General features: G+C 65.1%; 23 protein-coding genes. 16 read left to right on the forward strand and 7 right to left on the reverse strand.

The genetic code is table 11. The annotated features are described in order from the left end of the window. Nucleotides 1-43: 43 nt before the first annotated feature. From trpA to AC56DV_RS18675, 7 genes are all read left to right on the forward strand, one after another. Nucleotides 44-841 carry a tryptophan synthase subunit alpha gene (trpA, locus tag AC56DV_RS18645; RefSeq protein ID WP_496315741.1) on the forward strand — a complete coding sequence of 266 codons (798 nt, stop codon included), beginning with the start codon at nucleotides 44-46 and terminating at the stop codon, nucleotides 839-841. A gap of 101 nt (nucleotides 842-942) precedes the next feature. Next, nucleotides 943-1,815, forward strand: coding sequence for an acetyl-CoA carboxylase, carboxyltransferase subunit beta (gene accD / locus AC56DV_RS18650; RefSeq protein WP_056394440.1), 873 nt, complete (start codon nucleotides 943-945; stop codon nucleotides 1,813-1,815). 74 nt (nucleotides 1,816-1,889) lie between these two features. Continuing rightward, nucleotides 1,890-3,179, forward strand: a complete 1,290-nt coding sequence (folC, locus tag AC56DV_RS18655) for a bifunctional tetrahydrofolate synthase/dihydrofolate synthase (protein ID WP_496315742.1) — start codon at nucleotides 1,890-1,892, stop codon at nucleotides 3,177-3,179. A gap of 22 nt (nucleotides 3,180-3,201) precedes the next feature. Beyond that, nucleotides 3,202-4,245: an SPOR domain-containing protein gene (locus tag AC56DV_RS18660; RefSeq protein WP_496315743.1), complete on the forward strand. Its 1,044-nt coding sequence runs from the start codon at nucleotides 3,202-3,204 to the stop codon at nucleotides 4,243-4,245. Nucleotides 4,246-4,262: 17 nt separating this feature from the next. Next, complete coding sequence (locus AC56DV_RS18665) at nucleotides 4,263-4,751, forward strand: CvpA family protein (protein ID WP_496315744.1); 489 nt, start codon at nucleotides 4,263-4,265, stop codon at nucleotides 4,749-4,751. Between the two features lie 39 nt (nucleotides 4,752-4,790). Continuing rightward, nucleotides 4,791-6,314: an amidophosphoribosyltransferase gene (gene purF, locus AC56DV_RS18670; protein ID WP_496315745.1), complete on the forward strand. Its 1,524-nt coding sequence runs from the start codon at nucleotides 4,791-4,793 to the stop codon at nucleotides 6,312-6,314. 50 nt (nucleotides 6,315-6,364) lie between these two features. Next, the gene (locus AC56DV_RS18675; RefSeq protein WP_496315746.1) at nucleotides 6,365-7,609 is read left to right on the forward strand and encodes a cystathionine gamma-synthase family protein; all 1,245 of its coding nucleotides are present in this window, start codon (nucleotides 6,365-6,367) and stop codon (nucleotides 7,607-7,609) included. A gap of 12 nt (nucleotides 7,610-7,621) precedes the next feature. Here AC56DV_RS18675 and AC56DV_RS18680 read toward each other — a convergent pair whose 3' ends face one another. From AC56DV_RS18680 to AC56DV_RS18690, 3 genes are all read right to left on the reverse strand, one after another. Then, entirely contained in the window at nucleotides 7,622-8,248 is a 627-nt protein-coding gene (locus AC56DV_RS18680) for a glutathione S-transferase family protein (protein ID WP_496315747.1), read from the reverse strand. A 12-nt stretch (nucleotides 8,249-8,260) separates the two neighbouring features. After that, complete coding sequence (gene lexA, locus AC56DV_RS18685) at nucleotides 8,261-8,917, reverse strand: transcriptional repressor LexA (protein WP_496315748.1); 657 nt, start codon at nucleotides 8,915-8,917, stop codon at nucleotides 8,261-8,263. Between the two features lie 103 nt (nucleotides 8,918-9,020). Further along, nucleotides 9,021-10,058 carry an RpnC/YadD family protein gene (locus AC56DV_RS18690; protein WP_496315749.1) on the reverse strand — a complete coding sequence of 346 codons (1,038 nt, stop codon included), beginning with the start codon at nucleotides 10,056-10,058 and terminating at the stop codon, nucleotides 9,021-9,023. Nucleotides 10,059-10,222: 164 nt separating this feature from the next. On the opposite strand from AC56DV_RS18690, the gene rpsF reads away from it, so the two are divergent. The 9 genes from rpsF (at nucleotide 10,223) to AC56DV_RS18735 (ending at nucleotide 16,505) form a co-directional block, all read left to right on the forward strand. Next, nucleotides 10,223-10,600 (forward strand): 30S ribosomal protein S6, encoded by a 378-nt coding sequence (rpsF, locus tag AC56DV_RS18695; protein ID WP_056394461.1) that lies wholly within the window; start codon nucleotides 10,223-10,225, stop codon nucleotides 10,598-10,600. A 31-nt stretch (nucleotides 10,601-10,631) separates the two neighbouring features. Then, the gene (priB, locus tag AC56DV_RS18700; RefSeq protein ID WP_057157698.1) at nucleotides 10,632-10,934 is read left to right on the forward strand and encodes a primosomal replication protein N; all 303 of its coding nucleotides are present in this window, start codon (nucleotides 10,632-10,634) and stop codon (nucleotides 10,932-10,934) included. A 1-nt stretch (nucleotide 10,935) separates the two neighbouring features. Further along, the gene (rpsR, locus tag AC56DV_RS18705; protein WP_008450941.1) at nucleotides 10,936-11,226 is read left to right on the forward strand and encodes a 30S ribosomal protein S18; all 291 of its coding nucleotides are present in this window, start codon (nucleotides 10,936-10,938) and stop codon (nucleotides 11,224-11,226) included. Between the two features lie 33 nt (nucleotides 11,227-11,259). Beyond that, a complete protein-coding gene (gene rplI / locus AC56DV_RS18710) occupies nucleotides 11,260-11,712 on the forward strand; it encodes a 50S ribosomal protein L9 (RefSeq protein WP_057157699.1) in 453 nt (150 codons plus the stop codon). A 109-nt stretch (nucleotides 11,713-11,821) separates the two neighbouring features. After that, complete coding sequence (locus AC56DV_RS18715) at nucleotides 11,822-13,207, forward strand: replicative DNA helicase (RefSeq protein WP_057157700.1); 1,386 nt, start codon at nucleotides 11,822-11,824, stop codon at nucleotides 13,205-13,207. Nucleotides 13,208-13,298: 91 nt separating this feature from the next. Beyond that, entirely contained in the window at nucleotides 13,299-13,925 is a 627-nt protein-coding gene (locus AC56DV_RS18720; RefSeq protein ID WP_496315750.1) for a DUF47 domain-containing protein, read from the forward strand. 37 nt (nucleotides 13,926-13,962) lie between these two features. After that, nucleotides 13,963-14,973 (forward strand): inorganic phosphate transporter, encoded by a 1,011-nt coding sequence (locus AC56DV_RS18725; protein WP_496315751.1) that lies wholly within the window; start codon nucleotides 13,963-13,965, stop codon nucleotides 14,971-14,973. Between the two features lie 72 nt (nucleotides 14,974-15,045). After that, the gene (locus tag AC56DV_RS18730) at nucleotides 15,046-16,044 is read left to right on the forward strand and encodes a bile acid:sodium symporter family protein (RefSeq protein ID WP_496315752.1); all 999 of its coding nucleotides are present in this window, start codon (nucleotides 15,046-15,048) and stop codon (nucleotides 16,042-16,044) included. Continuing rightward, a complete protein-coding gene (locus AC56DV_RS18735) occupies nucleotides 16,041-16,505 on the forward strand; it encodes a GNAT family N-acetyltransferase (protein ID WP_496315753.1) in 465 nt (154 codons plus the stop codon). The genes AC56DV_RS18730 and AC56DV_RS18735 overlap by 4 nt, the downstream gene beginning before the upstream one ends. Before the next feature lie 15 nt (nucleotides 16,506-16,520). Here AC56DV_RS18735 and AC56DV_RS18740 read toward each other — a convergent pair whose 3' ends face one another. The 4 genes from AC56DV_RS18740 to AC56DV_RS18755 all read right to left on the reverse strand — a co-directional run bounded on the left by AC56DV_RS18740 (nucleotide 16,521) and on the right by AC56DV_RS18755 (nucleotide 22,246). Then, nucleotides 16,521-18,851: an Ig-like domain-containing protein gene (locus AC56DV_RS18740; protein ID WP_496315754.1), complete on the reverse strand. Its 2,331-nt coding sequence runs from the start codon at nucleotides 18,849-18,851 to the stop codon at nucleotides 16,521-16,523. Between the two features lie 139 nt (nucleotides 18,852-18,990). Beyond that, entirely contained in the window at nucleotides 18,991-20,301 is a 1,311-nt protein-coding gene (locus tag AC56DV_RS18745; protein WP_496315755.1) for a LytR C-terminal domain-containing protein, read from the reverse strand. A 10-nt stretch (nucleotides 20,302-20,311) separates the two neighbouring features. Continuing rightward, complete coding sequence (locus AC56DV_RS18750; protein ID WP_496315756.1) at nucleotides 20,312-21,250, reverse strand: type II secretion system F family protein; 939 nt, start codon at nucleotides 21,248-21,250, stop codon at nucleotides 20,312-20,314. Between the two features lie 24 nt (nucleotides 21,251-21,274). After that, a complete protein-coding gene (locus AC56DV_RS18755) occupies nucleotides 21,275-22,246 on the reverse strand; it encodes a type II secretion system F family protein (RefSeq protein ID WP_496315757.1) in 972 nt (323 codons plus the stop codon). Between the last annotated feature and the right edge of the window lie 23 nt (nucleotides 22,247-22,269).

The raw sequence follows: 22,269 nt of genomic DNA on the forward strand, positions 1-22,269 counted from the left end.
CCGGCTCGCCCCATCCACGCTCACTACTTATAAGGAATTGAATATGTCCCGTATTGCATCCACTTTCGCCGCCCTGAAAGAACAGAAAAAAACCGCCCTGGTCACCTTCATCACCGCTGGCGACCCCGGCCCCGAGCAGACCGTTCCGCTGATGCACGCGCTGGTGGCCGGCGGCGCCGACGTACTGGAGCTGGGCGTGCCGTTCTCCGACCCCATGGCCGAAGGCCCTGTGATCCAGCGCGCCTGCGAGCGCGCGCTGGTGTTCGGCGTCGGCATCCGCGACTGCTTCGCCTATGTGCGCGAGTTCCGCAAGACCAACCAGACCACGCCGGTGGTGCTGATGGGCTACGCCAACCCGATCGAACGCATCGGCCAGCAGGCCTTCATCGCCTCCGCGCTGGAAGCGGGCGCGGACGGCGCCATCGTGGTCGACTACCCGCCGGAGGAGTGCGAGGACTTCGCCGCGCAGATGCGCGCGGCGGGCCTGGACCTGATCTTCCTGCTGGCGCCCACCTCGACCGAGGAGCGCATCGCCCAGGTGGCCAAGGTGGGCGGCGGCTTCAGCTACTACGTGTCGCTCAAAGGCGTGACCGGCGCCGGCAATATCGACACCGTGGAAGTGGCCGAGCGCCTGAAAGGCATCCGCAAGCATGTGCAGCTGCCGATCGGCGTCGGCTTCGGCATCCGCGACGGCGCCACCGCCAGGGCAGTGGCCGAGGTGGCGGACGCCGTGGTGATCGGCAGCCGCATCATCCAGGAGATCGAGAACGCGCCGAAAGGCGGCGCGCCGGCGGCCGTGCAGGCCTTCGTTTCGGGTATCCGCAGCGCGCTGGACGCCTGAAAATATCACGATCGTGCGTAAAGTTGTCCTGGTGTAAAGTTCGACAGTGGCGGCTAAAACGGCTACACTGCCGCCACTGAATTGTGCATTAGGAGAAATTTATGAGCTGGTTGGAAAAATTGCTGCCACCGCGCATCCAGCGTTCCGAAGCTGCCGCACGCAAGACCATGCCCGAAGGCCTGTGGGTGAAATGCCCGTCGTGCGAAGCCGTTTTGTACCGTACCGACCTGGAATCGAACCTGCACGTTTGCCCCAAGTGCGACCACCACATGCGCATCCGCGCGCGCGAGCGCCTGGACGGCCTGCTGGACGCGGGCGGCCGTTATGAAATCGGCCAGGAAACGCTGCCGGTCGACACGCTGAAGTTCAAGGACAGCAAGAAGTACCCGGACCGACTGAAACAGGCCATGGAAGCCACCGGCGAGACCGATGCGCTGATCGTCATGGGCGGCGCCATCATGAGCCTGCCGGTTGTGGTGGCTTGCTTCGAATTCGAGTTCATGGGCGGCTCCATGGGTTCCGTGGTCGGCGAGCGCTTTGCGCGCGGCGCCCAGGTGGCCCTGGAACAGAAGGTGCCGTTCATCTGCATCACCGCCACCGGCGGTGCGCGCATGCAGGAAGGCCTGCTGTCGCTGATGCAGATGGCGAAAACCACCTCCATGCTGACCAAGCTGTCCGAGAAGAAGCTGCCGTTCATCTCCGTGCTGACCGATCCGACCATGGGCGGGGTGTCCGCTTCCTTCGCCTTCATGGGCGACGTGGTGATCGCCGAGCCGAAAGCGCTGATCGGCTTTGCCGGCCCGCGCGTGATCGAGAACACCGTGCGCGAGAAGCTGCCTGAAGGCTTCCAGCGCGCCGAGTTCCTGGTGCAGAAGGGCGCCGTCGACATGATCGTCGACCGCCGCAAGATGCGCGAAGAAATTGCCCGCCTGCTGGCGCTGCTGCAAAGCCAGGCTGTTGAAGTGCTGGCCTGAGATCTGAACGTACTGCCCGGCGCGCGGCCTGCTTCAACGGGCCGCGCGCCTTCCCCGCCTGGAAGTCCTCCCCGATGTCTACACTCCCGACTACTCTGCCCGAATGGCTCGCGCTGATCGAATCGCGCCACGCCGTCACTGAAATCAACATGGGCCTGGACCGCGTGCGCGCCGTCAAGGAACGCATGGCGCTGGCCTTCGGCTGCCCGGTCATCATGGTGGCCGGCACCAACGGCAAGGGCTCCACCTGCGCCATGCTGGAATCGATCCTGCTGCGCGCAGGTTACAAGGTGGGCTTGTACATCAAGCCGCACTTCCTGGACTTCAATGAGCGCGCGCGCGTCAACGGCGACCTGGCCAGCGACGAGGCGCTGGTGGCCAGCTTCAACGTGGTGGAAGCCGCGCGCGGCGACACCATGCTGACGTATTTCGAGTTCACCACCCTGGCCATCATGCACTTGATGGCCAACGCGGGGCTGGACGTGGCGATCCTGGAGGTGGGCCTGGGCGGCCGCCTGGACGCGGTCAACGTGATCGACGCCGACGTTGCCATCGTCACCAGCGTGGATATCGACCATACCGATTACCTGGGCGACAACCGCGAGCAGATCGGCTACGAGAAGGCCGGCATTTTCCGCTCCGGCAAGCCGGCCATCTGCAGCGACCCGGTGCCGCCGAAGTCGCTGATCGACTACGCCGAGGGCATCGGCGCCGACCTGTGGCTGATGGGCCGCGATTTCAACTATTCCGGCGACAAGCAGCAGTGGAACTACGGCGGCCGTTCGCAGCGCCGCAATTCGCTGGCTTACCCCAGCCTGCGCGGCGCCAACCAGCTGCTGAACGCGTCGGCCGTGCTGGCCGCGCTGGAAGCGCTGAGGATCGAACTGCCGGTGGGCGCGCAGGAAGTGCGCACCGGCCTGGTGACGGTGGAGCTGCCGGGCCGCTTCCAGGTGCTGCCGGGCCGCCCGACCGTGATCCTGGACGTGGCGCACAATCCGCACGCCGCGTCCGCGCTGAACCAGAACCTGGGCAATATGGGCTACCACCCGTACACCTTCGCCGTGTTCGGCTCGATGCACGACAAGGATATCGACGGCGTCATCAAGGCCATGTCCGAGCACGTGGACCACTGGTGCCTGGCCACGCTGCCGTCGCCGCGCTCGGCGAGCGGCTCGGAACTGGCCGCCAAGGTGCAGCTGATCCAGGAAGACAAGCCGGAACGCACCGTGCATATATTCGACGATCCGGCACAAGCTTTTGCAAATGCGATGAGTCGTGCCAGCGAGAATGATAGAATTGTGGTCTTCGGATCTTTCCTGACCGTTGCCGGCGTCATGGCAGCGCGAAAATCTGCACTTCACTGACATCACCGACTGAAAATCACGCATGGGCTTGTTCTCGAAACTCAGTAAAAACAAGCAGGAAGCCGCTGGCCAGGACAGCGGCTATTACACCAGCGCAGCCGACACGGCCGCGCTGGAGCGGGCCAAATCCAAGCGTGCCAGCGCCGCCGACCGCAACACCGACGGCGTGCGCCGCAGCCGCGCCAAGGATGGGGCCGCCGATCCGGTCTTGCCCGAAAAGAAACGCGCGCGCCGCCGCCTGGTGGGCGCGATCGCCCTGGCGCTGGCGGTTGCAGTCGGCTTGCCGATGCTGCTGGACTCCGAGCCCAAGCCGCTGGCGTCCGACATCGCCATCCAGATCCCAGCCAAAGACAAGCCGGCCGATGCCGCTTCCGCAGCGGCCGCGCCGGCAGCAGCGCCGCCGTCCGCCGTGAATGCCGCCGATGCGCTCGACAAGACCGAGGAAATTGTCAAGGAAACACCGCCCGCCAAGCCGGCTGCCGCTGCCGCACCGGTTGCGCCCGGCGCGCCCGTTGCCGCCGTGACCGCGCCGGTGGCGACCGAGCTGAGGCCGCATGCCGAGTTGGCCAAGCCGAAGGACAGCGTCAAGGAAAGCCTGAAGGAAGGCAGCCGCGCCGCCGAAGCCAAGCTGGAAGCGGAAGCCAAGGCCAAGGCGGAAGCCAAGGCCAAGGCCGACGCGAAGGCCAAGGCCGAGGAAATCCGGCACGCCAAGGCGGAAGCGGACGCCAAGGCCAAAGCCGAGCACGACGCCAAGCGCGCCAAGGCGGAAGCCGACGTCAAGCCGAAAACCGAGGACGCCGCGCGCGCCATGGCCATACTGGAAGACAAGCCGTCGGATACCAAGTACCTGGTGCAGGTGGCCGCCGTGGCGACGCAGGAAAAAGTGGACGAATTGCAAAGCAAGCTGAAGGAAGCCGGCATCAAGTCCTTCACGCAGAAGGTGACCACAGCCAGCGGCGCCTTGACCCGTATCCGCGTCGGCCCGTTCCCGAACAAAGAGGAAGCCGAAAAAGTGCGCGCCAAGTTGAGCAAAATCGGCCTGAGCAGCTCCCTGGCCACCTCCTGACCTGAGTTTGTGCCGACGTGACGCTATTCGATTACCTGGTGATATTCGTGCTGATCGCCTCCGTTGTCATCAGCACCCTGCGCGGCCTGGTCAAGGAAATGATTTCACTGGCCAGCTGGATCGTCGCCTTCGTGGTGGCCAACGCCTACGGCGCCGAACTGGCCAAGATGCTGCCGGAACTGGTGCCGGGCGAAGTGGTGCGCCTGATCCTGGCGTTTATCGTATTGTTCATCGGCGTGCGCATCCTGATGGGACTGCTGGGCATGGCAGTCGATGCGTTGATCAAGGCGGGCGGCCTGAGCCTGGCGGACCGGGGCCTGGGCGGCCTGTTCGGCCTGGGGCGGGGGCTTGTAATCGTGCTGGCCGCAGTCATATTGTGCGGCATGACCACGATCCCGCAGCAGGATTTCTGGAAGAACGCGCTATTGAGTCCGCTCGCGGAGACCGGAGCGCGCACCGTGAAGCCTTTCCTGCCCGCTGCCTTCGCGCAGCATGTGCAATTTTAGAATTCTTTAAATCCGTAGTACCAGTCCAGGAGCACTACCATGTGTGGCATCGTCGGCGTCGTATCCCATCAACCCGTCAATCAAATGCTGTATGACGCCTTGCTGCTGCTGCAGCATCGCGGCCAGGACGCGGCGGGCATCGCGACCAATCACAGCAGCATGTTTTCCATGCACAAGGCCAACGGCCTGGTGCGTGACGTTTTCCGCACCCGCAATATGCGTTCGCTGCAAGGCAATTCGGGCATCGGCCACTGCCGCTATCCGACCGCCGGTTCGTCCAGCGAAGAGGAAGCGCAGCCGTTCTACGTCAACGCGCCGTTCGGCATCACTTTGGCACACAACGGCAACCTGACCAACTGGGAACAGCTGAAGCAGGAAATGTTCAAGAACGACCGCCGCCACATCAACACGGACTCCGACTCGGAAGTGCTGCTGAACGTGCTGGCGCATGAAATCCAGACCGCCACTACCGGCCTGAACCTGGACCCGGACGCCATCTTCAAGGCCGTCACCGTGCTGCACCGCCGCGTCAAGGGCGGCTACGCCGCCGTGGCGCAGATCGCCGGCGTCGGCCTGCTGGCTTTCCGCGACCCGAACGGCATCCGCCCGCTGTGCCTGGGCATCAATGAAACCGAGCAGGGCACCGAATACCTGATCGCCTCCGAATCGGTGGCGCTGGAAGGCATGGGCTTCCGCTTCGTGCGCGACGTGGAGCCGGGCGAGGCCATCTTCATCGACGCCGACAAGCAGCTGCACGCGCGCCAGTGCGCCGACAACCCGCAGCTCAATCCTTGCGTGTTCGAATTCGTCTACCTGGCCCGTCCGGACTCCGTGATCGACGGCGCCTCGGTGTATGCCACCCGCCTGAAGATGGGCGAGTACCTGGCCGACAAGATCAAGCGTGAAATCCCGGACGGCGAGATCGACGTGGTGATGCCGATCCCGGACTCGTCGCGTCCGGCCGCGATCCAGCTGGCGCTGCGCCTGGGCGTGGAATACCGCGAAGGCTTCATCAAGAACCGCTACATCGGCCGCACCTTCATCATGCCGGGCCAGGCGGCGCGCAAGAAATCCGTGCGCCAGAAGCTGAACGCCATCCCGCACGAGTTCAAGGGCAAGAACGTGCTGCTGGTGGACGACTCCATCGTGCGCGGCACCACCTCGCGCGAGATTGTGCAGATGGCGCGCGACTCCGGCGCCAAGAAAGTGATCTTCGCTTCGGCCGCGCCGCCGGTGATCTACCCGAACGTGTACGGCATCGACATGCCGACGCGCGACGAGCTGATCGCCTACGGCCGCACCACCGAGGAAGTGTGCAAGGAAATCACCGCCGACTACCTGGTGTACCAGGACATCGACGCGCTGAAACAGTCGATCACCGACGTGAATCCGAAGCTGACCAAGTTCGAAGCGTCGTGCTTCGACGGCATCTACGTCACCGGCGACGTGTCGCCGGACTACCTGGACAAGCTGGAATACAACCGCCACAACCCGAAACCGGCTGCGGCGGAGGATACCGGCCGCACCCAGTTGAACCTGAACGCAGCGACCGCCGAAGGCTGATGTCGCAGCCCGGTGCCCCACGGCACCGGGCTTTTTTTTGACCGAAGATCATGACAGAAAAGAAAAATTACGGTTTCACCACCACCATCCTGCACAACGACCGCCAGAAGGGCATCGAGCACGGCTCGCTGCACAAGCCGGTGCACACCTCGGTGGCCTTCGGCTACGGCGACGCGCGCCAGCTGGCCTCGGTGTTCCAGGGCAAGGAGCCGGGCTTCCGCTATGGCCGCCAGGGCAATCCCACCGTGTCGGCGCTGGAAGACAAGGTGAACAAGATGGAGCAGGGCGTGGCCACCTTGTGCTTCGCCACCGGCATGGGCGCCATCGGCGCCGTGTTCCAGGCGCTGCTGCGCGCGGGCGACCACGTGGTGTCGTCGTCCTTCCTGTTCGGTAACACCAACTCGCTGTGGCAAACCGTGGCGGGGCAGGGCGTGGCGGTCGATTTCGTCGACGCCACCGACGTGGCCAATGTGACGGCCGCCATCCAGCCGAATACCCGCATCGTGTTCGTCGAAACCATTGCCAACCCGCGTACGCAAGTGGCGGACCTGAAGCGGATCGGCGAGCTGTGCCAGGAGCGCGGCATCCTCTACATCGTCGACAACACGATGACCACGCCGTATCTCTTCCTGCCGAAGTCGGTGCACGCCGGCCTGGTGGTCAACGCGCTGACCAAGTCGATCTGCGGCCACGGCAATGCGCTGGGCGGCAGCCTGACCGACACCGGCGCCTACGACTGGACGCGGTTCCCGAACATTTTCGAGAACTACAAGAAGGCGGCGCCGGCGCAGTGGGGCATCACGCAGATCCGCGCCAAGGGCTTGCGCGACTTCGGCGCCTCGCTGGGGCCGGAGGCGGCGCACCACATCGCGGTCGGCGCCGAAACGCTGGCGCTGCGCATGGAGCGCACCTGCGCCAACGCCAAGGCGCTGGCCGAACTGCTGGAATCGGACGAGCGCGTGGCGGCGGTGTACTACCCGGGCCTGAAGTCGCATCCGCAGCACGCCATCTCGGCGGAGCTGTTCCGCGCGCATGGTTCGCTGCTGAGCTTTGAGCTGAAGGACGGCATCGATTGCTTCGATTTCCTGAACCGCCTGAAGCTGGCGGTGCCGGCCTCCAACCTGGGCGACACGCGCACGCTGATCATCCCGGTGGCGCACACCATCTTCTACGAGATGGGCGCGGAGCGCCGGGCGTCGATGGGGATTGCGGAATCGCTGATACGCGTGTCGGTCGGCATCGAGGACACGGCTGATTTGCTAGAAGACTTCAGCTGCGCGCTGGAAGCCTGCTAAGCGCAGGCGGCGTTACCAGGGCTGCGCGCCTTCCATGTGATATGGATGGCGCCAGCCCGGCAGCGCCGCGATGCGGTCCAGCCAGGCCTGCACGCGCGGCGGGTAGCCGACGTTGGCCTGCTCCGGCCAGTACATATAGCCGCAGATGGAAAAGTCGGCCATGCTGACGTGGTCGTCGAGCAGGAAGGCGCGGCCGTCGGACAGTTCTTCCTCCAGGCGTTCGATGTCGGCGTTGAAGCGGTTGCGGAACCACGGCAGCACGGTGCCGGCGTAGGCCGCCGGATCGAACTTCTGCCCATAGCGCAGGTGCGCCATCGAGAAGCCGATGCGGTTGGCCTCCCAGAACAGCCATTCGCGCACGCGCTCCAGGCGCTGCTGCGTTTCGCCGCCAAACGCTGTCAGGTGTTCGGCCAGGTGCAGCAGGATGGCGTTCGACTGCACGTAGGCCTGGCCGTCATGCACCAGCAGCGGCACTTCGCAGTACCTGGACAGGCTGCGGAAAGGCTCGGGGCGCCCGGCGCGCTCCAGGCGCAGGTCAATCTCTTCATACTCGTGCGGCACCTTGGCCACTTCCATGGCCAGCTTCACCTTGTAGCTGTGGCCGGACTCGCAATTGCCGTAGAGTTTGAAAGCACCCATTGTTGCTCTTTCTTAGTGCCAGCTGCGCAGCAGGCCGACCGCCAGTCCTTCCAGCGCGAACTCGTCCGCCTCCGGATTGACGGTGATTACTTTGAAATCCGGATTTTCAGGAAACAACTCGATGGTGGAGCCGGTCTTCTGGTAGCGCTTGACCGTCACTTCGTTGCCGATGCGGGCCACGACGATCTGGCCGTTCTTGGCGCTGTCCACCTTTTTGACGGCCAGCAGGTCGCCGTCCATGATGCCGATGTCGCGCATCGATTCGCCGCGCACCTTGAGCAGGAAGTCGGGCTTGGCGGAAAACAGGGCGGGGTCCACGCTGTAGCTGGTTTCCAGGTTTTCCTGGGCCAGGATGGGCGAACCGGCGGCCACGCGGCCGATCAGCGGCAGCGACATCATGTTGGACGCGGCGGCGGCGGCCGCATTGGCCACCTTGGTGGCGGCGCTTTCGGCATGCGCGCCCAGCAGGCGGATGCCGCGCGAGGTGCCGGCCGCGATCTCGATGGCGCCCTTGCGCGCCAGCGCCTGCAGGTGCTCCTCGGCGGCGTTGGCCGATTTGAAGCCCAGTTCGTTGGCGATCTCGGCGCGGGTGGGCGGGAAGCCGGTATTGTCGATGGCATCCTTGATCAGATTAAGGATTTGTTCCTGGCGTGCGGTGAGCTTGATCATGGTGCGTTTCGCTCTGAGAGCTGTGGATATAGACAGACTGTATTTTTGTACAGTGTGAGCGCTAATGCAAGGGATTTCATTGCTGCTCGCGAAATATTTTCACTTAGCGGCCGTCAAATACGTCATCCAGAGCGTCCGCACGCAGAATCTGCCCCTCCCAGCTGGCCAAGTCGGCCTTCGATGCCTGCTCGATACGCCGCGTAGTGTCCGGCGGCAGCGGACCGAACCGCAGCTTTAGCAGCCGCGTCAGTGCTTCCCGGTGTCCTGCCAGCAGGCCTTCTTCCCGGCCCTGTTCCCGGCCTTCCTCCCGGCCTTCCTCCCGGCCTTCTTCCCGGCCTATTGCGCGGCCCGCCTGACGCCCTTCCTCGAGGCCTTCCTCACGGGCCCTTTGCTTGTGCATCTTGATGATGAGATTTTCGAATGGCATAGTCATGCTCCTTTCAAGCTCAACAACTTTCGCACCCAACTGTTGCTGAAGCGGCGCGGGTATTGCCATCATCCAGTCTAGTACATCGAACAGGTCCAGGATGCGCTGCGTGCTCCATTGCCGTTCGTGCATCAGTGTGGCCAGCCTTGCTTTCCACTCGAAGCGCAGTTGGGGCTGGTGGCGCGTGTGCAGTGTCATGAGATGGGCCACGGTCAAGATCGCAAAGGCGTTATGGCTGGCTAGCAGTCTTTCCAGGTGCGGCCAGTAGTCCATCAGCTTGACGGTGGGGTAGTGGATACTGGTTTCGCAGCCGAGCGCAGTGTAGCCGAACCAGTCGGGCCGCCAGGCTGGGGAGGGGTCGGCCAGGATCACCAGCGTGGCGATGGGGCACTGGAAGCGGTCGTACAGGCGGTAGTGATAGGTGAAGATGCGCGCGGCGAATTCCATCTCGCGGCGGCGCTGGATCTCGAGATGAATGTAGAGCAGCTGATGCGCGCCGTCCCGCCCGCGCACTTGCACCAGCTTGTCGAGCCGCCTGCGGCCCAGGCTGGCGTCGCGCGCGATCTGCGACAGTTCCTGGTCCAGGAAGCTGTAGCCCAGTTTCCAGTCGATGGCGTCGTGCGCCTGGGGGAAGAAGAAAGCCATGAATTCGCGGAAATAGCGCATCACGGCGGTCTTCCATGGGGTGTCGTAGTCGTCGGCGGGCGGTTCCATGGCTGGTAGCATGCGCGCAGCCGGGGTGGCCGGCTTTGCGCGGGGTCAAGGCGGGCTGCTGCTTGATTTTTCAGCGGAAAGGCGCTATAGTCGCGGGCTTACCTCTTCCCACACCCGTCTTGACGCCGGGGTGGGCTATATTCACAGTCCTTAAGGGAGTTTTCATGCGTCACTATGAAATCGTATTTATCGTCCATCCGGACCAAAGCGAGCAAGTGCCCGCGATGATCGAACGTTACAAAGCCAGCGTGACCTCGCGCGGCGGTAACGTACATCGCGTGGAAGATTGGGGCCGCCGTCAAATGGCTTACTCGATCCAGAAACTGGCTAAAGCACACTACATCTGCATGAACATCGAGTGCGACAACGAGACCCTGGTCGAGCTGGAAACCGCATTCAAATTCAATGATGCCGTGCTGCGTCACCTGACCGTGAAAATGAAGAAAGCGGAAACCGCTCCTTCGCCGATGATGAAGTCGGTACAACGTGAAGACGCGGCCAAGAGCCATCGCGCCGAAGCACAAGCAGCTGCAGCGGCCTAATCGGCCAGTCGAGTATTGACCAGGAACTGAACTGAACCAGCTACAGGTAACCGCCCTCATCACCGAACGGGACACCATCAGGTACACCCCGGCCGGCATGCCGATTGTCACTGCAACCTTGCAGCACAGTTCGCAGCAGATGGAGGCAGGCATCGCCCGCCTCACCGAATTCGAAGTCCCGGCCCTGGCGGCAGGGGATCTGGCAAAACGGTTCGAAGCGGCGCCCCTGGGTGGTGTTTATCGGTTCACAGGATTCCTGGCCAAGAAAAACCGCAATAGCAGAAGCCTGGTGTTTCACATCATTGATTTTAGTTTATTAGATACAGGAGCCTAAAATGGCATTCGGTAAAAAGTTCGACAAAAACAAGCTCAAGCTGAAAGAAAAGCGCAAGCAACAGAATCCTCTGTTCAAACGTAAGAAGTTCTGCCGCTTCACCGCTGCAAACGTTGAGCAAGTGGACTACAAAGACGTAGACACGCTGAAAGATTTCGTCCAGGAAAACGGCAAGATCATGCCAGCACGCCTGACCGGTACCAAGGCGCACTACCAGCGTCAAGTTGACACCGCCATCAAGCGCGCTCGCTACCTGGCCCTGCTGCCGTACACCGATCTGCACCACGCTTAATTAGCGCAGTCAGATTAGAAACTGGAGAGAACTATGCAAATCATTCTGTTGGAAAAAGTTGTTAACGTCGGCAACCTGGGCGACGTGGTTAAGGTCAAGGACGGCTACGCACGTAACTTCCTGATCCCGCAAAAGCTGGCCCGCCGCGCCACCACCGCCGCTGTGGCTGAATTCGAAGCCAAGCGCGCCGAACTGGAAAAAGCTGCTGCCGTTAAACTGGCTGCCGCTCAAGCCCAAGGCGAGAAACTGAACGGCATGACCGTGACCGTTTCGCAAAAAGCCGGTGTTGACGGCCGCCTGTTCGGTTCCGTGACCAACTTCGACATCGCCGAAGCGCTGACCAAAGCTGGTTTCGCTGTTGAAAAGGCTGCCGTGCGCATGCCTAACGGCCCGCTGAAAGTCACCGGCGAGCACGCCGTTTCGGTATCGCTGCACACCGACGTAGTGGTCGACGTGACCGTTGCCGTCGTTGGCGAAGCTGCCTAAGTTTAGTTGTAGAGAAATCTACGGATAGACTGTTGTACATATAGAAAAGCCGGGCTTGCCCGGCTTTTTTATTTTTTGCCCTTGCACCGAAGCAGGTATAATTCGCGCCATGAACACCCCCTCCGATCCACAGGTAGATTCGCTACGCATTCCGCCGCATTCCATCGAAGCAGAACAGTCCGTCATCGGCGGCCTGCTGCGCGACAATGCCGCGTTCGACCGTATCGCGGATTTCATGAATCCCGACGACTTCTACCGCTATGATCACCGCATCATCTTCGAACAGATCGTCCGCCTGATCAACGGCTCCAAGCCGGCCGACGTGCTGACCGTGTTCGAAGCGCTGTCCATGCTGGGCAAGGCGGACGAGGTGGGCGGCATGGCCTATCTGAACGCCATGGCGCAAAACACGCCATCGGCCGCCAACATCCGCCGCTACGCCGAGATCGTGCGCGACCGCGGCATCCTGCGCCAGCTGATCACCGTGGCCGACGAGATTTCCGGCCAGGCCTTCAGCCCGCAGGGCAAAGAGGTCAAGCAGATGCTGGACGAGGCCGAATCGAAGATCTTCGCCATCGCCGAGCAGGGCGCGCGCGGCGCGCAAGGCTGGCTGGCGGTGCAGCCGCTGCTGACCCAGGTGGTCGAGCGCATCGACGAGCTGTACTCGCGCGACAATTCCAGCGAAATCACCGGCGTGCCGACCGGCTTCATCGACCTGGACCGCATGACTTCCGGCCTGCAGCCGGGCGACCTGGTGATCGTGGCCGGCCGTCCGTCGATGGGCAAGACCGCGTTCTCGGTCAACATCGGCGAGAACGTGGCGGTCGACGCCGGCCTGCCGGTGGCCATCTTCTCGATGGAGATGGGCGGCACCCAGCTGGCCATGCGTATGCTGGGCTCGGTGGGCATGCTGGACCAGCACCGCCTACGTACCGGCAAACTGAACGACGAGGACTGGCCGCGCCTGACCAACGCGATCCAGAAGATGAACGACGCCCAGGTGTTCATCGATGAAACGCCGGCGCTGAACCCGATCGAGATGCGGGCCCGCGCGCGCCGCCTGTCGCGCCAGTGCGGCAAGCTCGGCCTGATCATCGTCGACTACCTGCAGCTGATGCAGGGCAGCAAGCCGGGCGACAACCGCGCCTCCGAGATTTCCGAAATCTCGCGCTCGCTCAAGGGCCTGGCCAAGGAACTGCACTGTCCCGTCATCGCGCTGTCGCAGCTGAACCGTTCGCTGGAACAGCGCCCCAACAAGCGCCCGGTGATGTCGGACTTGCGCGAGTCCGGCGCTATCGAACAGGATGCGGACGTCATCATCTTCCTGTACCGCGACGAAGTCTACAACCCCGACTCGCCCGAAAAAGGCACGGCCGAGATCATTATCGGCAAGCAGCGTAACGGTCCGATCGGCGCAATACGACTGACCTGGATGGGCATGTACACCAAGTTCGGCAATTACAGCGGTGCACTGACGACCTACCAGGGCGACTAAGCTTTACCTTCCCCCGCAGTACCCGTAACTTTTCTAAGGCCGCCGCCTGGCGGCTGCCTGCAGTAATGATGATTCTTGATTGGAGATTGATATGTTTGGACGCCTGATGCCCACCGAGGGCAAGTTTTTTGATCTGTTCAACCAGCACGCCGACCTGTGCGTCAAAGGCGCCAAGGAAATGCTGGCCCTGATGACCAACTTCGACGACCTGGAAAACCGCGTGCACGCGATCGAGGGCATCGAGAAGCAGGCCGACAAGATCACCTACGCCACGGTGGACATGCTGCACAAGACCTTCATCACCCCGATCGACCGCGACGACATCCACAAGCTGATCACCAAGATGGACGACATCCTGGACCTGATGGAAGACGCCGGCCAGACCGTGTCGCTGTACGACCTGCACTCGGTCACGCCGGAAGCCAAGCGCCTGGCCGAACTGGTGCTGGCCTGCACCGAGAAGGTCCGCGAAGCGGTGGCCCTGCTGCACAACATGGACAACTCGCGCCAGATCGTCGCCATCTGCGAAGAGATCGACCGCCTGGAATCGGACGCCGACCATGTGATGCGCGCCGCCATGTCCAAGCTGTTCCGCGACGAGCCGGACGTGCGCAACCTGATCAAGATGAAAGCCATCTACGAAATCCTGGAAACGGTCACCGACCGCTGCGAAGACGTGGCCAACATCATCGAAGGCATCGTTGTCGAAAACGCGTAAGCCGTGCTGTCCTGAAAAGAACTGAAAAGAACAATCCATGCAAACCCTACAAATCAGCATCTACGCGCTGTGCCTGTTGATCTTCCTGGCGCTGGTGTTTGACTTCATGAACGGCTTCCACGACGCCGCCAATGCGATCGCCACCGTGGTCTCGACCGGCGTGCTGAAGCCGCAGTCGGCCGTGGCGATGGCCGCCTTCTTCAACTTCATCGCCATCTTCGTGGTGGGGCTGAAGGTCGCCACCACCATCGGCAAGGGCACCATCGATCCCACCGTGGTCGACCATTACGTCATCTTCGGCGCCCTGGTCGGCGCCATCGCCTGGAACCTGATCACCTGGTACTACGGCATCCCGTCGTCCTCGTCGCACGCGCTGATCGGCGGCCTGGTGGGCGCGGCGGTGGCCAAGTCCGGCACCGGCGCGCTGATCTCCGGCGGCCTGATCAAGACCGTCACCTTCATCGTCGTCGCGCCGCTGCTGGGCTTCGTGCTCGGCTCGCTGATGATGCTGCTGGTGTCGTGGATCTTCGTGCGCACCACGCCGCGCAAGGTCGACACCTGGTTCCGCCGCCTGCAGATGGCGTCGGCGGCCGCCTACAGCCTCGGCCACGGCGGCAACGACGCGCAGAAAACCATGGGCATCATCTGGATGCTGCTGATCGCCTCCGGCCACGTGGCCGCGACCGATACGGCGCCGCCGACCTGGGTCATCGTGGCCTGCTACGGCACCATCAGCTTCGGCACGCTGTTCGGCGGCTGGCGCATCGTCAAGACCATGGGCCAGAAGATCACCAAGCTGAAGCCGGTGGGCGGCTTCTGCGCCGAAACCGGCGGCGCCATGACGCTGTTCGTGGCCACCGCCATGGGCGTGCCGGTGTCCACCACCCACACCATCACCGGCGCCATCGTCGGCGTGGGCTCGGCGCAGAAAATGTCGGCGGTGCGCTGGGGCGTGGCGGGCAACATCGTGTGGGCCTGGATCTTCACCATCCCGGCCTCGGCCTTCGTGGCGGCGATCGCCTGGTGGGTCGGCAAGCACATCATGTAATACCGGAAGGACAGGAAAGGGAGCTGCGGCTCCCTTTTTTTTCGCCCCGGCCGCGGCTGCTAGAATACGGGTATGTCTTCGATCCTCGCTCTTCTGCGCCGCCTGCGGCCCGACAATTTCACGCTCGCCCTGCTGCTCACTGTCGCCATTGCCAGCTTCCTGCCTGCCGCCGGCCGCGTCGCCGAGGGCTTCGGCCTGGTCACCACGGTGGCCATCGGCGCGCTGTTCTTCCTGCACGGCGCCAAGCTGCCGCGCGACGCCATCGTGGCGGGCATGACGCACTGGCGCCTGCACCTGCTGGTGCTGTGCTGCACCTTCGTGCTGTTTCCGCTGCTGGGCCTGCTGCTCAAGCCGCTGGCGCTGACGGTGCTCACGCCCGACCTGTACCTGGGCATGCTGTTCCTGTGCATGCTGCCGTCCACCGTGCAGTCCTCGATCGCGTTCACCGCCGTCGGGCGCGGCAACGTCGCGGCCGCCGTGTGCAGCGCCTCGGCGTCCAACTTCCTTGGCATCTTCCTCACGCCGCTGCTGGTCAGCGCACTGGTGGTGCACGGCCCGGCGGGCAAGTCCTCGGCCGATGCGGTGCTGTCCATCGTGCTGCAGCTGCTGCTGCCCTTCATCGCTGGCCAGCTGTTGCGGCCCTGGATCGGCGCCTGGGTGGACCGCCGCAAGCCGATGCTGAAGTACGTGGACCAGGGCGCCATCCTGCTGGTGGTCTACACGGCGTTCAGCCAGGCCGTCAGCGAGGGGCTGTGGCTCAAGACCGGCGTGCCGGCGCTGCTGGCGCTGACGCTGCTGTGCTGCCTGCTGCTGGCGGTGGTGCTGACGCTGACGGGCTGGCTCAGCCGCCGGCTCGGCTTCTGCCGGGAGGACGAGGTGACCATCGTGTTCTGCGGCTCCAAGAAGAGCCTGGCCAGCGGCGTGCCGATGGCCAAGGTGCTGTTCGCCACCTCGTCGCTGGGCGTGGTGATCCTGCCGCTGATGCTGTTCCACCAGATCCAGCTGATGGCGTGCGCGGTGCTGGCGCAGCGCTTCGCGCGCCGCGCCGAGCGGGCGGGGGCGGGGCAATGAGCGTCCCGGCGGTGCAAGTGCAGGCGGCCGATCCGGGATCGCCGGATGCGCTGCTGCTGATGGCGGAACTGTCGGCCGTGCTGGCGGCCATCACCGGCGACAGCGGCCAGTCGTCCTTCGACGCGGACGACGTGCGCGGCCCGCTGGCGCGCTTTGCCGTCGCGCGCAACGGGCGCGGCGAGGCGGTGGGCTGCGGCGCGTTCAGGCCGCTGGAACAGGGCATTGCGGAAGTGAAGCGCATGTATGCGCGGCCCGGCGAAGGGGGGGGCATCGGCCGCGCGCTGCTGGCCTTCCTGGAACAGGAAGCCGCAGCGCTGGGCTACCAGGCACTGCGGCTGTCGACGCGCCGCGTCAACACGCGCGCCGTGGCCTTCTATGAGGCGCGCGGCTACCGCCTGATTCCCAACTTCGGCCGCTACGCCGTCAAGCCCGAGTCGGCCTGCTTCGAAAAGCAGCTGTGACCCGGGCTGCCATCTTCAGTTGATGGTGGTGTTTGCGGTGGTGGTCACGCCGTTCGGCGTGGTGACGGTCACGGTGAATTTCCCCTTCGATTCCTGTGACGGACACCCTACCGTGATCAGGTACGACGGTGGGATGATGGACTGGCCGACTGCCCGCACAACATTCGGCACCTTGATGCTGCCCGGAAGGACGGGCGGAGAAATCAGGCCAAAGAGGGCGCTGAAATCAAGCACCGTGGTTGCCGGCATGATGTTGTTGTTCTCGTCCTTCACGGTCACCAGGATATCGGCAGTCAGATTGGCGTTGCACACGGGTGCGGCCGGCGAGAAGCTGATCACGGCCCGGCTGCCTGAAAAGATCTGCCCCAGTTCGGCCCAGATGTACTGGGCGTACGCGCTGCGCGTCTGCGGCGAGCGCAGCACGCCGTTGTAGAGGCCGTCGCCGGGCGTGCTGCACAAGCCGTTCAAGTTCGGACCAATGCAGGGCTCGCCCGGATTCCACACGTGATTCTCGTTGTCGTCGCGGAATATGTCCGGGCTCAGGTCGACGAATGGCTCGCCGGCGTTGTAGACGTTGTTGCCGTTGCTGTCGAGTAGGCTTTCTTCTCCCAGTGCATATGCCAGCACCACCAGCTTGCCGTCCGTCTTGCGCGGCGCGCCCGAGCGCAGTTCAACCGTGCAATTGCCCGAACCCGGACCCACGCGGGAATTGGTGGTCTGGCCGGTCGGCGTGGCGCCGGGCGGCGGCAGCGAACCGGTCACGCAGGACGCCCCGATGGTGCCGGAATTGGTGCTGAAGTTGATGGCGGTGCCGTCCGGCGCCGGGTTGCCGAAATGGTCGCCCAGGGCGGCGGTGACGTAGGTGCACAGCTGATCGAAATCGTACCCTTCGCAGTTGCCGATGGAGGAGGAGAGCGAAATGTGGGCCTTGTCCGGCACGCCGGTGGAAATCACCAGGATGTTGGACAAGGTGGTGGTTTCCGTGTCCCGCACCCTGGCGAGCACCCGTACCGAAGTCGGTATGGTGCCGGCCGTGACCAGCGTGGTGACGGTGCCATCCGCAGCCGAGGTGGCCGACGAGGGGCTCAATGTCAGGCCGCCGATGGTGCTGGTGGCCATCGAGTCGGAGAACACGAAGTCGATCTGCTTGCCCGAGACCGGGTTTCCCGTCACATCCTGCACCTGGAAGATCAGCGTGGCCACTTCCTGGCGTCCGAATCCACCAGTGCCCTTGAGCGCGATATTGGTGGTGTTGGCGCTGACGAACTTGATGGAGCCGGTGGCTGCCGGCAGTACCGTCAGGGTAGCGGTTTTGGTGACGGTGGCGCCGCCCAGCGTGGCGCTGGCGGTGATGGTGTCGGCAACGCCGCAGCCGCGGTCCGAATAGCTGGCGGTCGCCACGCCGTTCTGCGTCAGCACGGGCGAGCCGATGACGGCTTTACCGGCGGCGACGCAGGGCGAGCTGAAGCTCACCGGCAGCACCGGCGTGTAGGGCGCGCCGTCGCTTTGCACCGTCACCGTGACGCTGGCGTTGCCGCCGGCCGACAGCGTGGACGGCGTCATGGCCAGGCTGCTCAGCGCCAGCGTCTTGAACGCCACGCTGTAATTCAGCGAGGCCGATGCCGGTGCAGTGCCCAGGCTGGCGGCGGCCTGCGCGGTGTAGGCGCCCGCCTGCGTGCCGGCCAGGATGCCGACCTTGGCTACGCCACTTGCGTCGGTCAGTGCGGTGCCGGACGGCGGCTCCATGACGGCAGTCTTGTCGCTGCTGGTAAATGTGACCGCGACGTTCGGCTGCGGCACGCCGGCATTGTCCTTGATGGTGGCGGAGAGCGTGCCGCTGCGCTCGGGCGAGATGGCGCTGGTGGCGGCGCCGCCGGTGTCGGCAAGGCCGAGCGTGACCATGCTGGCCGGCGCGCTGACGGCGTAGCTCACTTGCGAGGTGATGTTGCCGCCAGCCAGCGCGGCGGTGGCGGTGGCGGTGAAGGCGCCCGCTTGCGTGCCCGCGTTCAGGCCGATTTTTGCCACGCCGCCGGCGTCGGTCAGCGCGCTGCCGGCGGCGGGGGTGAAGACGGCCGTCTTGTCGGTGCTGACGACGGTGACGGTCACGTTGGGCACGGCATTGCCGCGCGCGTCTTTCAGCGTGAGCACCAGGATGCCGCTGCGCGACTGCGAAATGGAGGTGATGGCGGCGCCGGCCGAATCGGTCAGGGCCATGGCCAACGTGGAGGCAGTGCTGGACGGGGCGCTGGTGCTGCCGCCGCAGGACGGCAGGGCTGGATCGCGCCCGGCGTCAAGGGTGACGCATCCGCCGTTGGGGCCGCTGCCGCCGCCGCCGCAGGCGGTCAACGCGCCCGCCAGGACGGCGGCAAACAGGAATCGTGCTGGTCGTAGGTACCTCGATATGTCTCGCATGTGCCACCCCGATGTGGTTGGATTTGTTGGTTGGTGCTTAGTAGCGTGCTTAGTCGATTGCTCGATCGCTTGCTCAATCGCTGATGCCCGTGTTCTTATTGGTGCCGATGCCGGGGCCGAGCGCGGCCAGCAGCGTGGCGGCGCTTTCCGCGCTGGCCAGCTGGGCTGGCGCGTCCTTGCCCAGTACCAGGCGCAGCTCGGTGCGCGTGCGCGGGCCGGCGTCCTGCAGCGTGGCCTGGCCGCGCAGCGCGGCTTGCAGTTCGGCCGCCTGCTGGCGGTAGCCGGGGCGGTACTCGATGGTGGTGTGCTGCTGGCGGTAGGGCTTGTCGTTGCTCAGGCGCTCGACCGGGATGCCCAGCTGCGCCAGTGCGCGGCGGAAGCGCTTGGCCAGGCCGGGCGCGCCGTTGCCGTTGGCGATTTCCAACTGCGCCAGCAGCTGGGCGGAAGCGGCCGGCATGGCTGGAACGGCTGGCACGGCGGGCATGGCTGGCAGGGCGGGTGCAGTGGGGGCAGCGGGCGGCGGCGCGGCGGCGGCGGCCTCGGTCGCCGCCTGGCGCAGCTGTAGCTGGCGCAATTGCTCCTGCACCGCGCGCAGTTCGGCGCGCGTCGGCGGCGGCAAGCCGGCATCGATAGCCTCGGGCGGCAGCGCCGCTGTCAAAGCCGGCGCCGGGACAGGCGCGGCGGGCGCGGCAGGTGCGCCGGGCAGGGCGGACACGGCGGAGAATGCGGGAACGGTGGGCGCTGCGGCGAGCGGCGCAGGCGCGGCCGCTGACGGCGTCGACGTTGGCGCAGTCGCAGGCGCGGCGGCCAGCTGAGCGTTGGCGGCGCCGGCGGCGGCCGCTGCTTCGGCCAGGCGCAGGTTGTCCTGCGCGCGGGTGCTGGCGGCGTCCAGCGCCAAGGCGCGGCGCAGCATGGCGATGGCCGCTTGCTGATCCCCCATCAGGTGGTATACATAGCCCAGGTTGTTGCTCAGCTGCGCCTGTGCCGGGTAGTCGTCCACCAGGGCCAGCAGGGCGTCGCGCGCTTCGGCCAGGCGGCCATGGCGCGCATCGATGGCGGCGACCGCCATGCGGGCGTCGAGCTGGCGGCCGTCCAGCGCCAGCGACTGCGCGTACGCGCCCATCGCCAGGCCGATCTGGCCGCGCTCCTGGTGGTATTTGCCGAGCCGGTACCAGGCGGCCGCGCCCTGGTCGCCGCTGTGCTGCATGCGCAGCAGCGGCTGCACAGCCAGCGCGGTGGACTGCGGCGGCGGCGCCGCGCAGCCCAGCAGCAATACCGCGCCGCAAGCGGCCAGCAGCGGCGAGGGAAGCCGGGACATGCGGGACCGGCGGGGCATGCCGGCAAGGCGGCCGGTGCGGTCGGGGAAGAGGAATTCGCAGGACATGGAAGACTCCTTATTGGCTGCTCATGCCGGGCAGCAGCACCCGGTAGATCTGGATGAAAGCCGGCCCCATCAACACCACCAGCAGGGACGGGAAAATAAAGAAAATCAGCGGGAACAGCAGCTTCAGCGCGATCTTGGCGGCGGCCTCCTCGGCCCGCTGGCGGCGCTTGGTGCGCAGCGTTTCGGACTGCACCCGCAGCGAATCGGCCACGCTGGTGCCGAAGCGCTCGGCCTGGATCAGCATGGCCACCAGCGCGTCGACGTCGTCCACGCCGGTGCGCAGCGCCAGGTTGCGCAGCGCGCGGTCTTTCGGATTGCCGGCGCGCAGCTCCAGCGTCACCAGCTTGAGCTCCTCGCTCAGCACGGCGCTGCGCAGGCTGATCTCCTGCGACACCCGGCCCAGCGCGGCGTCGATCGCCAGGCCGGCTTCCACGCACACCGTCATCAGGTCCAGCGCGTCCGGGAAGCTCTCGAAGATCTCGCGCTGGCGCTGCTTGACGCGGATGCGCAGCAGCTGGTTGGGCAGGTAGTAGCCGGCGGCTGCCGCAATCAGCAGCCACATCAGCAGTGAGTTGCCTTCCAGCCGGCCTGCGCCCACGTTCAGCCCCAGGTACAGCGCCAGCGGCAGGGCGATGGCCAGCGCCGTCTTGGCCGCGAAATACAGCGTGGGCGCAGTCGGGTGGCGCAGGCCGGCGTTCATGAAGCGGGTGCGGATGGCTGAATTCTCCCAGCTGTTCTCGGGCGCCGACAGCTGCCCCAGCGCGGAAGCCCAGCGCGTCATGCGCGCGCTCCACGGCCCCGGCGCGCGCCGCTTGCGCCCGACGGATTCGCCGACTTCGGCCAGGCGCTGCTGCACCGGGTTGCGCGACAGGCGGCTCAGCACCAGCAGCACGGCGCCGAACACGGCCACGAACAGCAGGGCCAGGCTGGCTAATTGGAATGGACTCATGGCGGACTCCAGCTTCTACAAGTTTTACACGCGGATATGGATCATCTTGCGCATGACGAAAAAGCCCAGCAGCATCTGGCCGCCGGCAAAGCCCAGCATCATGCGCCCGGCCGGATCGGTGAACAGCACGTTCAGAAAGGCCGGGTTGGCCAGCTGTATCATGGCGGCCGCGCCGAAGGGCAGCAGGCCCAGCACCCAGGCCGACATGCGGCCCTCGGCCGACAGCACGCGCACCTGGCCCAGCAGCTTGATGCGCTCGCGGATGATGGTGCTGATGTTGTCCAGCAGCTCGGCCAGGTTGCCGCCCGTCTCGCGCTGGATGGTGACGGCGATGACGAAGTAGCGCAGGTCGGTGCTGGGCACCCGGGTGGCCAGGTTCATCAGCGCGTCCTGCATGGCGATGCCGAAGTTGACCTCGTCGAAGGCGGTGGCGAATTCGCCGGCCAGCGGGTCGCGCATCTCGTTGCCCACCATGTTGAGCGCGGTGGGGAAGGCGTGGCCGGCGCGCAGCGCGCGGCCGATCAGGTCGAGCGCGTCCGGCAGCTGCTGGTCGATCTGCTGCAGCCGGCGGCGCTTGCAGCGCAGCACGTACTGCAGCGGCAGCAGGCAGCCGGCCGCGCCCACGGCCAGCGCCAGCAGCGGCGGCAGGCCGGCCCACAGCGCCGCCACCGCCACCGGCAGCACGCTCAGGCCCATCAGTATCAGCAGGCGCGACACGCTCCAGCTCAGGCCGGACTGCTCCAGCAGCCGGTCGAGCTGGTGCGCGCGCGGCATGCCGAGCAGCAGGCGCTGCATCAGCGGCGACTGGCTCAGCAGGCGCTGCTTGATCATCGAGCTGCCCTGGCCGTTGGCGCCGGCCGACATCATGCGCAGGCGGCGCGCGATGCGTTCCGCCTCGGGGCCGCGGGTGGCGTTCCAGCCCAGGAACAGGCCTTCCACCGCCAGCACCACGGCAATGAAGATCAGGATGCCGAACATGTAATAGAGATAGTCCACGATGCTGCTCCTTGTCTGCCAGC

It is taken from the genome of Massilia sp. BGA-UO-ETr-WB1 (assembly GCF_059567845.1).